We start from the raw sequence: 13,088 nt of genomic DNA, 5'->3' as shown, positions 1-13,088 counted from the left end.
GATGTTCTATGTATGAGAAAATTTTAGTTGCGGCCGACGGCTCTGACCATTCAAAACGAGCTGCTCATGAAGCTGTCCGAATGGCTAAAGCCAATCCACAGGCTTTTGTCACGTTGCTGTACGTTATCGATTACGAGAAAGCACGGACCGAAATTCTCCACGGGCACAGCAGCGAGGAAGTTCACCTAGAACGTCGCAAGCATTTAGTACCGCTTGAAGAAATCTTCCGTTTTGCAGGTGTTGATTTCGAAACCAAAACGTTGCATGGCGTTCCTGGCCCAACCATCGTCAAGCACGCCAATGAAACCGGCTACGATGTCGTGCTGATTGGTAGCCGCGGGTTGAACGCGCTACAGGAAATGGTACTCGGCAGCGTCAGTCATAAGGTGGCTAAACGCGTTCAAGCTCCTGTCATCATCGTAAAATAATAGCCCAGCCGCTTTTCGTGAATTTGCGAAAAGCGGCTGAATTTTTTCAGTTTTCAGTCGATCGATAGGATTTGTGATCGCTCATTCGGATGTGTAGTCGTTCAACAAGATTTACGGTCGTTCAGTCGAATTTGTGACCGCTCGACAAATTGTATCGTCGCTCACGAAAAAACTCCCCCATAGCAATCACAGGAAGAGTCCGAAATTATTGCATCAAGACGTAGCCGAGGCTGAATAATAACAGCCCACTGGCTAAAGTTGAGAGAATATATCCGCAGCCCTGTAGCCATTTTCCATCTTCGAGATCTTTAACGACGTCCAAAGCCATCGTCGAAAATGTAGTAAAGGCTCCAAGAAAACCGGTAATCCAAAAAACCGGCAAGTTGCCACTGCCAATAAACAGGCCCAGAGCGAATGAACCGGTACTGTTGACCAGCCAAGTTGCAGCTTTCGGCTGCCACATCTTGCTTTCAACTAGCAGGTAGCATAAGTATCGTGTGATGGCGCCTAAAAATCCGCCAATCGCTATGCCGATCATAAAGGCACCTCTCTCCGACCAACCCACAATCCTGCTGCAGCTGACACAATGCAGCTGACCATCATACTTCCAGCAAAAGCCAAGCCCAACCAGATAGATGACTCAAGATAATGAAACCAGTCAGCAGAGAACGCAGAAAATGTCGTAAATGATCCCAACAGGCCTGTCGACACTACTAGACGCAGTTCTACTGACTTGCGTGCCAAACGGATGGCAGCAACTCCGATCAAAAAACTTCCAGCTATATTAACAAGCCAAAGTCCCATCCCCCCTGTAAACGCCACGTATATACTTGCACGTAAAAGTGAGCCTATCATTCCGCCAAATCCCACCGCTAGTATCCTTTTCATTCAAAACGCCTCGCATCTGTTTTCTTTCAGTATAACTTATTCAGCTTTTAAAATTAATGTTGATCCTTCTATATCGTCCACAATTTCTGTTTCATGGAAATCACCTTCTGCCCAATCATCCACTTGATTATGAAAGTAATCCGATTTCAAATGTCCACTCAAGCCAGGTCCAACAATGTGGTAAGCACTTGATAAATCCGCGAGATCTGCTACAAAACGCCAAGATGCCCCATGATCGACATTGCCTTCAGGCGTTGACGCAGCGGCTTGAACCGTGACGTTGGAGCCACCCATTGGCACAGGGTCCGGGTTAAGAAATTCAGCAAAAATTGCGGAGGCACCTGCCAGTGGATGCGGGAAAGTCAATTGATGATTTTCTCCCCAATTCCAATCAGCAAGGTCAATTCCTTGCTCTTCTTCAATTTCAGCTACTGCTGCCTCTAGCGAATCCACGAGCCATTTTTCCGCGCCGCCGTATTCTGTTATCCAAACCCCATCATTTCCGGCAAACGCATTGCGCATCATTTCATCAGTAATATGATTTTTGCCTGCTAGCATTTCGAAAACGTCTTCCGGAAATTCATCTGCCAGCAGCGTCTCCGGTAATTGCCTCATCCATGTGTGGAATACTAAAGGCGCAGCCTGCTCTTGACTGTCGACCTGATCCCACTGTTCAAGAATGGTGAGTACTTCATCGTATTCATCAGTGCTGCTGCGCACCGCGGAAATCATATTCTTTAAAAATTCAGCTGCATACAAATTCTTTTGATCCATCTGTAGCTCCATCATATCCTGTGCCGTCAGTTCATCTGATGCTTCTAGCACCTCAGCAATCCGTTCGTAGCGATATGGCTGTGCCCAAAAATCGGTGATGTGGTAAGGATAGGAATCATCAATCACTTCATTATTCGCTGTGGCAATAAAGCCACTTTCCGGATTGAGCGCTTGCGGTAACTCTTCAAAAGGCACATATCCTTCCCAGCCATATTCTGCCGAATCTCCCGGAACCGGCAATTGTCCGTCTCCAGATTTACGGATAGGAATCCGACCATTTGCTTTGTAGGCAATGGTTCCATCTGTAGATGCAAAGACAAAATTTTGCGCAGGTGCCTGGAAATCTTCTAACGCCAGTTCGAACTCTTCCCAATTTGACGCTTTATTGAAATTTAGCACCGCTTGCAACTCGAGCGTCGGCTCAAGGGCTGTCCATTGCATGGAAAAGACCGCTCCCGCTTCCTCGTCGTCGTACAAGATATTCGAAACGACAGGGCCATGACGTGTTACCAACACTTCATAGTCTTCTGTTTCTTCGTCTTTCACTTTGATTGGTTCTTTTCTTACTTCTGCCTGCTCCCATTCACCTTCGTAACGGAACTGCGTGGGATCTTCAGGATTGGGTGTTTCGATATAAAGGTCTTGGACATCCGGTCCCACATTGGTAACGCCCCAGGCAATTTCTTCGTTGTGCCCTAGAATGATTCCTGGAATACCGGCAAAAATGACGCCGCTGACATTTTGTTCAGGAGATTCCAAATGCATCTGGTACCAGATTGATGGCGTACTGAGACCCAGATGCGGGTCATCTGCGAGCAGCGGTTTGCCACTTGCTGTTTTATCACCTGACACCACCCAGTTGTTGCTGCCATTAAATTCGGGCGGAATCACAGAAGCATCGAATTCGTCGGCCACCTTGACTTGCTGTTGTTTATTTGCAGCCAAAATTGCTGGTGCATTTTCCGGATAGTTAATAAATAGCTCGCGTGCTTTGTCTTCAGAAAATTCGTTTAATGCCCAGTGACGAACAGCGAGCGTATTCCAGTGACCCCCAAGATCATAAGCCATAAATTTGCCGATTGTCAGCGAATCGACGGCTGTCCATTCGGTAGGTTCGTAGCCGAGAAGAGCAAATTCAAAACTCAAATCACCGTTTTCTTTTGCCTCTTCTATATAGGCATTGACGCCTTCTGCATACCATTCTAGCACTTGCTTAGCTTCTGCGTCGTAGCCTTCCCAAGATTTTTCAGCAGCATCTCGTAAACTAAAGGTCCGGAAAAATTTATCGGTATCGACTGCATCTGCTCCGATTACTTCCCCCAATTGACCACTCGCTTGTCTGCGCGATAAATCCATTTGGAACATGCGATCCTGCGCTTGAACATATCCCTGTGCTCTGTAAAGATCAGCATCTGTATCCGCCTGAATATGCGGAACACCAATCTCATCACGGATGACTGTAGCATCGCTGTCCAATATGGCTACTACCGCTTCTCCTTCAATAACGGGCTTGGACTTCGATATGTAAACGTTTACAAAAATAAGCACTGCTACCGACACTGCCACAAGAACGCCCAGAACACCCAAAAGCCATTTCAACCATCTTCTTTTTTTTACTTTTCTCTCCACTGTCTAACCCCCTTTTTCCTATGGTATTTTATTCGACTGACGAAGGATAAATCCCTTTTTTGAAAATATAATATGCTTGTATGCACCATCTCACTTACCTCCAATTCACGTAAAAAAAGATGCCCCAGTTAAAGGACATCTTTTTTCCATCAAAATTGGTCTTCTCCTACAATCTTTACTTCCAGTTCCAAATCGATACCGAATTTCTCCTGGACAGCTGCTTTGACCATGTCGATGGTCTGGATGTAATCATTAGCGGATGCATTGTTTTTATTGACGATAAAACCAGCGTGTTTAGTAGAAACTTCTGCTCCGCCAAATCCTCGTCCTTGCAAACCGCTGTCTTGAATCAACTTACCCGCAAAATTTCCGGGCGGACGTTTGAAAACACTGCCTGCAGAAGGAAACTCCAAAGGCTGTTTCGTTTCTCGCTGATAGGTCAGTTCGCTCATTTTGGCATCAATGACCGTTTGCCTACCAACCTCCAGCTCAAACTCCGCCGACAAGACGTAGAAACCTTTTTTTGTAATGATGCTCTTTCGGTAACCAAGATCTAGTTCTTCTTTAGATAAAACCAGCTTTTCTCCTTCTTTTGAAAGAACTGTCGCCTGTTTAATGACGTCCTTGATTTCTCCACCGTAAGCGCCTGCGTTCATCGCCATGGCACCACCGATGGAACCTGGAATTCCACAAGCAAACTCAAATCCTGTCAGCTGTTTTGCTGCAACTGTTTTCGATACCGTTTTGATGTTTGCCCCACCTTGGGCATAAACTTTCGTACCTTCTATACGAATCGCCTTCAAACTCTTTAAAGTCAGGACGATTCCTCGGAATCCTCCATCCCGGACGACCATGTTTGATCCATTCCCGAGAAGCAGCAAAGGTATATTATTGTTATATGCATATTTCACTGTAAATGCAGTTTCATCTTCAGTCGTTGGTGTTACAAAAATATCAGCTGGCCCACCCATTTTAGTTAATGTATGAAGGTGTAGCGGTTCATCCATTTTGACGTGATCATCTGTCAAAAAATCACGCAAATCCGTTAACCATTGTTCTTTCGTCATCTGAAGCAAATCCTTTCTAAACTTATAGCTTCTACTAGTATCCAATTTTCATCTTGATTTGACAAGCAATAAAGCAAGGTTCAGGTCAAAAGTCCAATAAAATAACACCTTGAATTCGAGAATTATTAATTCGAAGTTATTGACTTTTAGATTTGATGGGGCTATATTTAAGTTAAATGATCGAATTGGAGGTACTTATATATGAGGAAATGGGCAATTGACTCTACACATTCAGAAATCGGTTTCTCAGTAAAACATATGATGATTTCAAAAATAAGAGGCTCTTTTACATCTTATGAAGCAACCATTGAAGCAAACGAAGAGGATTTGCAAGGGGCGTTGATCAATTTCAAAATCGATGTCGCCAGCATTCATACAAATAATCCAGATCGTGACGAACACCTTTGCTCTGCTGATTTTTTTGATGCTGAGAAATTTCCGCACATCACGTTTACAGCTAATGATATCGTTAAAAAAGAAGATGAATATGAAGTGACTGGAAATTTTACCATGAAAAGCATTACACGCCCAGCCACTTTTAAAGTGGAATATAGCGGCAAAGGAACAAACCTACTGGGCGTTGAAATAGTGGCGTTTAGCGTGGTAGGAGAAGTAAATCGTCAAGACTTCGGCCTCACTTGGAACCAGGCACTTGAAACAGGTGGCGTCATGGTCGGCGAAGACATCAAAATCACATTGGAATTACAAGGAAATCCAGCATAACCATAAAACATTAAAAGCAGTGTGAGGAAAATTCCTCACACTGCTTTTTTTAATTGAATCACCCGCCGTCAGAGAGCCATTACCGGCAAGACTTCCAGCGCTTGTCGGGGCTACGGCTGCTTACGCTTTTTCTTTGTCCAGACTCGAGCAGCCTGCCCCTCGAGTCGCTTCAGCCTTTCCACCAATGGCAAAGGACGCCATTACCGGCAAGGCTTCCAGCGCTTGTCGGGGCTACACGGCTGCTTACGCTTTTCTTTTATTCCTGTTCTATTTTCTTTAGTGGTTTAACCGCTGGCCCATTCAATACATCTCCGGTATAAGAAAAACGCGAGCCGTGGCATGGACAGTCCCAAGAACGCTCTGCATCATTCCAAGCGACGTCGCATCCCATGTGAGTGCATGCGGTATCGACAAGGTGGACTTGACCGTATTCATCTCGGTAGCCGCCTGCTTTTTTCTTACCTACTTTAACTAATGAACCTTCATCTTTGCCTAGATCCTCAACTGTTTTAGATGTTCTTTTCAGTTTGCCTGTGATCATTGCCTTGGCAACCGATGCATTGTCTTTCGCAAAATTTTTGGCATCTTCAACTTTAACCTTCGTACGGGTTGGACTGAAAAAAGCTGCATATCGATTTTCGATACCAAGCACTTGATCCGACAGCATCATACCCGCTAATGCGCCGTTCGACATTCCCCATTTATGAAAACCAGTCGCTACTAGAATATGCTCATAGCCAGCCGTAATGGTTCCAATGTATGGGATCTTATCAAGCGTTGTCATATCTTGAGATGACCAGCGATACGGAATCTCCTGAATGTCAAAATGCTCGTCGCCAAATTTTTCAAGGTTGCGGTAATGCTCCATCGTCTCGCTGGAGCTTTTGCCTGTGGCATGGCCATCACCACCGATTAGCAGTAGCTTTTCTCCATTTTCACCTGGTGCATAGCGCAGAGAGCGGGAAGGCATATCGCCGCTGATGTACATGTCGTTCGGGATATTGCCACTCACCTTAGCTGCAATGGCATACGAACGATTGACGGATAATCGCGAAAAATACAAGCCGTCAAAATCATTGAATGGATAATGGGTAGCGACGATGACTTTATTGCACGATAAATGCGAAAGATTTTCCGTTTGGATGACTGGATCGTTTTTACTCAGAATCTTCATAGCACGGGTCTGTTCGTAAATTTTCCCACCCAGACGTTCGATTTCTTTCACTAATCCTGCTAAAAATTTCACCGGGTGAAACTGAGCCTGGCTGCGCATGACCACTGCTTCTGTCACAGGGAATGGCAGTTCCACTTCTTCTTTTGCCAACTCACCGTCAATACCCAGCCTTTGATAAGCTTCCGCTTCTTTTTCGACAAGCTTTGCCCCTGCAGCCGTGTGGGCATAGACAAACGCATTGTGGTGAGAGAAATCACAATCGATATCAAGTTCATGGGCAGTTCCTTCTATAAATTTCAAACCCTCCATATTTGCCTCATAATACAGTTTTGCTTGTTCTTCTCCTACCAGTTTGATCAACGAATCATAATACAAGCCATGCTGTGCTGTTATTTTCGCCGTTGTACGGCCCGTTACACCATCCACCAGTTTCCCAGCTTCAATCAACGTTACTTTCTTGCCGGCTTTTGCCAACAGATAAGCACTAATGATACCGACCATCCCCCCGCCGACAACAGCAACATCTGTCGACTCATTTTCCTGTAAAGCGGGATAGCTTGGAATATCTTTATATTCTCTCCAATACGACTTCTGCACTTCCGGAACCCGACTCACGTTATCACTCTGCACTATGCCATTCCTCCTCAGAAAGCTTTTAATAGATGTCTACCCCTATTGGAAATTCTTAATCAGCTTAACTGCACAAAATATCGCAATTTCCCAGTTATTTGGATATACTGTCGGAAAAAGCTTGAATACTTTCCACCTATTAAAAATACTGTCCGTTCCAGCTATTTTACTGTCCGCTTCGCCAAATTTACTGTCCAAACAAAAAAGGACGCCCCGTTAAGGCCGTCCTTCGTTGCTTTATATTATGCGTTTACTTTTACTAACGAATTTGCCGATTGCTCTACGCGTATCATACCTTCAGCAATGATTTCTTCAGCACGGTCCGGGTACATATTGTGTCCTTCGATGATTACTTCTTCAATATCAGTGATGCCGAAGAAGTCCATGATCAACCGAATATAGTTGACGCTCATTTCAGCAGGAGCCATTTCAGGTGTTGAATAAACTCCGCCGCGTGCGTTCAAGATAATGACTTTCTTCTCAGGAACAAGACCAACTGGGCCTTCAGCTGTATATTTGAACGTAACGCCCGCACGGTAAACGTAGTCGATGAACGTCTGCAATGGCGCAGGAATTGTTTTATTCCATAATGGGAATGCGAATACAACGACGTCAGCATCCATGAATGCATCCATTGCTTTGTTGGCAGCAGTCAAAATGCGTTGCTCCAACTCCGTCATTTCTTCAGCCTGTGCAGATTTTTGCATTGCATCAAAAAAATCCTGACCGAAATAGGGCATATCTTCTTTGAATACGTCGAAGGTATTGACATCAAGTTCCGTACCCATACCGATCGAATCCATGAATACTTCATACATTTTACTTGAAACCCCTTCAGATGCAGGGCGATTGTTTGCTTTTACTACTAAAACATTTGTCATCAGGTTAAAACTCCTTTTGTAATTACATTAAAATTATTTATCTCAAATTAAAAGCACTTTGTTATCCTAAGAAAAAGCAGAGTAAAAGTCAATTACTCTGCCTCAGTCTTATTATCCGTCACATGAATCTCCAGTGCAATAGCTGGTTTTCTTCTTCCCCATTGGCTTTAGCTGAGGACGAATTCCTTCTTCTTCAGCAATTTGTTCAAGTGCTTCAACAAATGCTTCTAAAGGCTGGGCACCAGAAATGGCATATTTGCGGTTAACCACGAAAAACGGGACGCCTTGAACGCCAATTTGGCTGGCTTCTTCAATATCTACTTGCACTTGGGCCATGAATTGATCCGATTCCAGCACCTTTTTCGCTTCGTCACCTGGCAGTCCCACCGCTTCTGCAAGGTTCAATAAAACTTCGTGGTTGCTGACGTTTTTCGCTTCTACGAAATACTGATGCATAAGCTGTTCAGTCAGTTCTGCATCTTTTTCTTGGGTTTCAGCCCATTTAACCAAACGATGAGCTGCCAACGTATTGGCTTCCACCATACCATCAAAATTATATTCTAAACCAACGGAACGGGCATGCTGCGCCACTCCCTCAGTCATTTCTTTCGCTTGTTCCATAGTTTTCCCTAGCTTTTCCGCTAGACTTTCATGGGTCGAGACAGCAGAATCAGTCGGAGTATTCGGATCCAATTGATACGCCTTAAACGAAACCTCAGCCTGGCTTTCAAAACCTGATTGAACCAACGCCTTTTCCAACGTTCTCTTGCCTATATAGCAGAATGGGCATACGTAATCTGACCAAACTTCAATTTTCATTATCATCCACCTCGTCACTAACTATAGCAACGAAAACAACAGCCCTCAATTTTTTTGCCTGTGGAAAGAAAAGCGCAGGCGATCGTGTTAGACCTGACGGGCATAAGACGCGGTGGCGAAGCGGCGTTTTTTCAGCCGCACAGCTAGCGTGACTTATGACCCGAAGGTCTGATCGCCGGAGCTAGACAAAGAAAAGCGCAGGCGATCGAGCTAGACCTGACGGGCATAAGACGCGGTGGCGAAGCGGCGTTTTTTCAGCCGCACAGCTAGCGTGACTTATGACCCGAAGGTATGATCGCCGGAGCTAGACAAAGAAAAGCGCAGGCGATCGAGCTAGACCTGACGGGCATAAGACGCGGTGGCGAAGCGGCGTTTTTTCAGCCGCACAGCTAGCGTGACTTATGACCCGAAGGTCTGATCGCCGGAGCTAGACAAAGAAAAGCGTAGGCGATCGTGTTAGACCTGACGGGCATAAGACGCAGAGATGAAACCATACAAAAGTAGCAAAATTTTCTCGATTAGCTTGCTGTCTATCTTCATCTTCTTCTATAAAATAAAAAGCAAAGCATCAAATGCTATGCCCCTTGGAACAGCACACGCTCTCACTAACAAATTCCTCAGCGCCGCCGCTTCTACGGGCTGGGCGCTGAGGGGTGAAACGAGTGCTTTTCCCGGTTCATTGTGTGAGCCATGCCCAAAGCGGCATATAACAGAGGGCTCTCCCATAAATCACCCAGGAATTTCAAACGCTTAAAAACAATTCCTATGTTCCCTCTACTATAACTAATTCACAAAAAAACTGACTCCCAATAGGGAATCAGCCCAATGCTTCTGTAATGACAGGAACAATCTGTTTTTTGCGTGACACGACACCCGGCAGCAGGACGCGGTTATCAACCACACTTGATTTGAAGGCACTTTCGATGATACCAGCTCTTTCACCAAGAACGATGGCTACCGAATTATTGTTGAGAATATCAGTGACAACAAACACAAAGAGATCCAGACCCTTAGCAGAAATGGTATTTCCCATTAACAATTCAAGCTCTTTTTGACGAACTAGGACTTCTTCCACGTCGATAGCATTGACTTGCGCAACTTCAAATCGACGGTCTCCCGCTTCGAATTCTTTTGAATCCAATGAAATTAAGTCCTCCAAAGTTTTATTGCTTAAATCGGCTCCTGCTTTTAATAGGTCAAGACCGTAGTTCTGCATGTCGACATTAGCAATTCTCGCTAGTTCCTTCGCTGCTTCAACATCTTGTGGCGTGCAGGTCGGTGACTTAAAAAGAAGTGAGTCTGAAATAATAGCAGACAGCATCAAACCGGCAATATTCAACGGCACTTCTACCCCGTTTTCTTTAAATAATTTCAAAATAATGGTCGTCGTACAGCCAACCGGCTCCGCACGGAAAAAAAGTGGATCTGTAGTTTCGAAGTTGGCGACACGGTGATGGTCTACCACTTCGATTACTTGAACTTCATTGATATCTTCGGCGCTTTGCTGGCGTTCGTTGTGATCGACCAGAATTACCTGCCCAGCTTCTTTAGCGACATGCGTCACCAGTCGCGGCTGATCGAATTTGAAAGCCTCTAAAGCGAATAGAGTTTCGTTGTTCACTTCACCTAAACGAATAGGTTCAGCAACCATGCCCATTTCATTCTTTAAATACGCATATGAAATGGCTGAACAAATTGAATCGGTGTCCGGATTTTTGTGACCCAGTACTAGAACATTTGACATAAATAATAGCCTCCTGAAAAACTTAGTTTCTGTGCTTATTCTATCATAACAACCTCAATTGAAAAAATTGAACTTCTAAGCAATAAAAAAATAAAACTGAAGAGTATAAAATTTATAGAATTATCTGTTTTTTATAATTTTGTTATGTACTTTAGCACATGCTAATGGTATAATATGACTAACTAATTCAAAGTTAGGTGGAAGGAAGAGATGCTTGTGACTATTTTACTGGAAAAGAAATACATTCCTCTGGCTGATTATTTCTCCGGAGCGACAAACCCTTCAATAAAGTTAACATTTTCTGAAATCGAACAAATCATGGGACAGAATTTGCCCAATGCCGCCTACTTGAATAAAAGTTGGTGGAAAAAGACAAAAGCACCCGCAAAGCATTTTCACGCTTGGGTAGACGCCGGTTACTTTGTCAGCGACGTCGAACCTGATCGTTTTGTTTTATTTGAGAGGGTTGACCTTTCAAACGGAAATGCCTCGGGCCAAGACGAAGAAGATCAAGACATTCTGTTGATTCGAACTGCAGAGCACGGAGATGCACGCTCTCTTGCAGCCTTGCAGAAAACGGTAGAATCTGAATCCGAATTCATGTTGTACGCTAAAGATGAACGAACACAATCCACACAAAAAGTTCGTAAACAAATCATTGAATGGAAGCAAAGCGGCCATTCGACCATCATCATTGCCATCCTAAATGGTCAACATGTTGGTTATTTAATGATTATGGGAAATGATGCAAAGCGCGCCGCGCACCGGGCGACAATCGATCTTGGTCTCCAAAAAGACGCACAAGGCAAAGGAATTGCAAAGTCACTGCTTGAAAAAGCAGAGGCATGGTCCAAGGAAAAGGGGATCAACCGGCTTGAACTGGCAGTTGTCGAAGAAAACGAACCGGCCCGTAAATTATACGAAAAAGCCGGTTTTGAATCTGAGGGAATCCGCCAAAAATCCATGATGATAAACGGCAATCCCCATAACGAAATTTATTTAGCAAAGTTTTTGGATTAGCAAAAAGGAGCGTGCTTCTTGCACACTCCTTTTCCAATGGATTGAATCGTTGGATTTCATCAGCATAAAGACTTTCACGAAAAACCCGAACCAGTACTGCTGGTCCGGGTTTTATTTTTATTGAGCTAGTTTTTCAAGCAAACGCAAGGATTCGCGGTTGAATGCTGGAATGTCATCCGGCTGGCGGCTTGTGACCAATTGGTCTTGGCACACAGCCACTTCTTCGTCCACTACAGTGGCTCCTGCATATTCCATATCGACTTGAATCGATTTAAATCCTGTTGCTTTGCGGCCTTCCAATGCTTTGGCCGTAATCAATAATTGAGGACCATGGCAAATTGCAAAGACCGGCTTTTTCGCATCCATGAAGGCTTTTGTAAATGCCACAAAACGATCATCGGCACGCAATTGGTCCGGAGAAAATCCACCCGGCAAGAATAATGCATCATAATCCTCGAGGCTAACGTCGTCAATGCCTTTATCAATCGTGACAACGGCTTTGCCCTGTTTGCCTGTCACTTCTTTGCCGGCTTCTTTTTCGATAGTGAAGACTTCGTGACCCGCATCATTAAATGCTTTCGATGGTTCTGTATATTCCACATCTTCGAACATGTCTGTAATTAAAGTTGCGATTTTTGCCACTTTCTACCACTCCTTCTGTTTAATCATTCTCTTTCAGTATTCCACCAAAAGATGAAATTAAACACAGAACTAGCGAAATTTCGAGACAAAAGGATTTTCTGTCTCCCAAAAGCGATAGGGATAGTGGACTGCTTCAAGTGAATTCCCAATACCGACACGCGGTCCGACCGATACGGCATGAACCGGATCTCCTTGAGCGATGTAAAGCGGCTTCTCAGAAAAATGGCGACCGTAATGATCCATCGTGATGGCCATAGCCTTGGTCAGTTTTCCCGGTCCACTGGTCCAATTTTTCATCGGCATATGCTTGCCACGCAGTTCCGCCATCAGTTCGATGCCTTCTACCGGTTCAACTGCGCGGATTAAAATCGCCCGCGGGGTATCTTCCGGCCCACTAACAACATTGATCAGTGTATGGGTATGCATTTGATAGGTATAAATGAGTCCAGGTTTTCCGAACATAATTTCAGTGCGCTTGGTACGGCGATTGCCGAAACTGTGGGCAGCACGATCTTCTGCACCCATATAGGCCTCAGTTTCCACAATTCTCCCCGCAACAACGCCTTCTGGCAATTCATGGACCAGTATCTGGCCAAGTAAATTGCGAGAAAGTTCTAAAGTAGGAGCATGGAAAAAATCAGCAGTAACTGGTGTAAACATAAAATCTCC

At 44.5% G+C, this 13,088-nt stretch carries 13 protein-coding genes; 3 read left to right on the top strand and 10 right to left on the bottom strand.

What is annotated here, in order from left to right:
- Positions 1-8: 8 nt before the first annotated feature.
- Positions 9-428: a universal stress protein gene (locus BBH88_RS02650; RefSeq protein ID WP_006830235.1), complete on the top strand. Its 420-nt coding sequence runs from the start codon at positions 9-11 to the stop codon at positions 426-428.
- A 205-nt stretch (positions 429-633) separates the two neighbouring features.
- Here BBH88_RS02650 and BBH88_RS02645 read toward each other — a convergent pair whose 3' ends face one another.
- From BBH88_RS02645 to murB, 4 genes are all read right to left on the bottom strand, one after another.
- Positions 634-966 (bottom strand): fluoride efflux transporter FluC, encoded by a 333-nt coding sequence (locus BBH88_RS02645; RefSeq protein WP_006830236.1) that lies wholly within the window; start codon positions 964-966, stop codon positions 634-636.
- Positions 963-1,316, bottom strand: a complete 354-nt coding sequence (locus BBH88_RS02640) for a fluoride efflux transporter FluC (protein ID WP_040852447.1) — start codon at positions 1,314-1,316, stop codon at positions 963-965. Before BBH88_RS02640 ends, BBH88_RS02645 begins: the two co-directional genes overlap by 4 nt.
- Positions 1,317-1,352: 36 nt before the next feature.
- A complete protein-coding gene (locus BBH88_RS02635; RefSeq protein ID WP_065536193.1) occupies positions 1,353-3,719 on the bottom strand; it encodes a penicillin acylase family protein in 2,367 nt (788 codons plus the stop codon).
- A gap of 149 nt (positions 3,720-3,868) precedes the next feature.
- Positions 3,869-4,786, bottom strand: coding sequence for a UDP-N-acetylmuramate dehydrogenase (gene murB, locus BBH88_RS02630; protein WP_065536194.1), 918 nt, complete (start codon positions 4,784-4,786; stop codon positions 3,869-3,871).
- A 201-nt stretch (positions 4,787-4,987) separates the two neighbouring features.
- Here murB and BBH88_RS02625 point away from each other — a divergent pair, with 201 nt between their 5' ends.
- Positions 4,988-5,509: a YceI family protein gene (locus BBH88_RS02625; protein ID WP_065536195.1), complete on the top strand. Its 522-nt coding sequence runs from the start codon at positions 4,988-4,990 to the stop codon at positions 5,507-5,509.
- Between the two features lie 256 nt (positions 5,510-5,765).
- Here the strand turns inward: BBH88_RS02625 and BBH88_RS02620 are convergent, their stop codons facing one another.
- From BBH88_RS02620 to BBH88_RS02605, 4 genes are all read right to left on the bottom strand, one after another.
- Positions 5,766-7,313, bottom strand: coding sequence for an FAD-dependent oxidoreductase (locus tag BBH88_RS02620; protein ID WP_006831677.1), 1,548 nt, complete (start codon positions 7,311-7,313; stop codon positions 5,766-5,768).
- A gap of 242 nt (positions 7,314-7,555) precedes the next feature.
- Positions 7,556-8,194, bottom strand: coding sequence for an FMN-dependent NADH-azoreductase (locus BBH88_RS02615; RefSeq protein ID WP_006831678.1), 639 nt, complete (start codon positions 8,192-8,194; stop codon positions 7,556-7,558).
- Between the two features lie 111 nt (positions 8,195-8,305).
- Positions 8,306-9,013 carry a DsbA family oxidoreductase gene (locus BBH88_RS02610; protein ID WP_065536196.1) on the bottom strand — a complete coding sequence of 236 codons (708 nt, stop codon included), beginning with the start codon at positions 9,011-9,013 and terminating at the stop codon, positions 8,306-8,308.
- Positions 9,014-9,830: 817 nt separating this feature from the next.
- Positions 9,831-10,757 (bottom strand): manganese-dependent inorganic pyrophosphatase, encoded by a 927-nt coding sequence (locus BBH88_RS02605; RefSeq protein WP_065536197.1) that lies wholly within the window; start codon positions 10,755-10,757, stop codon positions 9,831-9,833.
- A gap of 210 nt (positions 10,758-10,967) precedes the next feature.
- Here BBH88_RS02605 and BBH88_RS02600 point away from each other — a divergent pair, with 210 nt between their 5' ends.
- Positions 10,968-11,777 carry a GNAT family N-acetyltransferase gene (locus BBH88_RS02600; protein ID WP_006830034.1) on the top strand — a complete coding sequence of 270 codons (810 nt, stop codon included), beginning with the start codon at positions 10,968-10,970 and terminating at the stop codon, positions 11,775-11,777.
- A 117-nt stretch (positions 11,778-11,894) separates the two neighbouring features.
- Here the strand turns inward: BBH88_RS02600 and BBH88_RS02595 are convergent, their stop codons facing one another.
- Positions 11,895-12,419 carry a type 1 glutamine amidotransferase domain-containing protein gene (locus tag BBH88_RS02595; RefSeq protein ID WP_065536198.1) on the bottom strand — a complete coding sequence of 175 codons (525 nt, stop codon included), beginning with the start codon at positions 12,417-12,419 and terminating at the stop codon, positions 11,895-11,897.
- Positions 12,420-12,488: 69 nt separating this feature from the next.
- A complete protein-coding gene (locus tag BBH88_RS02590; protein WP_065536199.1) occupies positions 12,489-13,079 on the bottom strand; it encodes a DNA-3-methyladenine glycosylase in 591 nt (196 codons plus the stop codon).
- Positions 13,080-13,088 lie beyond the last annotated feature (9 nt).

Origin of the sequence: Planococcus antarcticus DSM 14505 (genome assembly GCF_001687565.2) — a bacterium.
GTDB classification, from domain to species: Bacteria; Bacillota; Bacilli; order Bacillales_A; family Planococcaceae; genus Planococcus; species Planococcus antarcticus.
This window is presented reverse-complemented; position numbering and strand designations above follow the sequence as displayed.

What these genes read in the sequence shown, in the direction of transcription:
- BBH88_RS02650 (WP_006830235.1), top strand. Translation starts at nt 9, where the DNA reads ATGTATGAGAAAATTTTAGTTGCGGCCGACGGCTCTGACCATTCAAAA.
- BBH88_RS02645 (WP_006830236.1), bottom strand. Translation starts at nt 966, where the DNA reads ATGATCGGCATAGCGATTGGCGGATTTTTAGGCGCCATCACACGATAC.
- BBH88_RS02640 (WP_040852447.1), bottom strand. Translation starts at nt 1,316, where the DNA reads ATGAAAAGGATACTAGCGGTGGGATTTGGCGGAATGATAGGCTCACTT.
- murB (WP_065536194.1), bottom strand. Translation starts at nt 4,786, where the DNA reads ATGACGAAAGAACAATGGTTAACGGATTTGCGTGATTTTTTGACAGAT.
- BBH88_RS02625 (WP_065536195.1), top strand. Translation starts at nt 4,988, where the DNA reads ATGAGGAAATGGGCAATTGACTCTACACATTCAGAAATCGGTTTCTCA.
- BBH88_RS02615 (WP_006831678.1), bottom strand. Translation starts at nt 8,194, where the DNA reads ATGACAAATGTTTTAGTAGTAAAAGCAAACAATCGCCCTGCATCTGAA.
- BBH88_RS02610 (WP_065536196.1), bottom strand. Translation starts at nt 9,013, where the DNA reads ATGAAAATTGAAGTTTGGTCAGATTACGTATGCCCATTCTGCTATATA.
- BBH88_RS02605 (WP_065536197.1), bottom strand. Translation starts at nt 10,757, where the DNA reads ATGTCAAATGTTCTAGTACTGGGTCACAAAAATCCGGACACCGATTCA.
- BBH88_RS02600 (WP_006830034.1), top strand. Translation starts at nt 10,968, where the DNA reads ATGCTTGTGACTATTTTACTGGAAAAGAAATACATTCCTCTGGCTGAT.
- BBH88_RS02590 (WP_065536199.1), bottom strand. Translation starts at nt 13,079, where the DNA reads ATGTTTACACCAGTTACTGCTGATTTTTTCCATGCTCCTACTTTAGAA.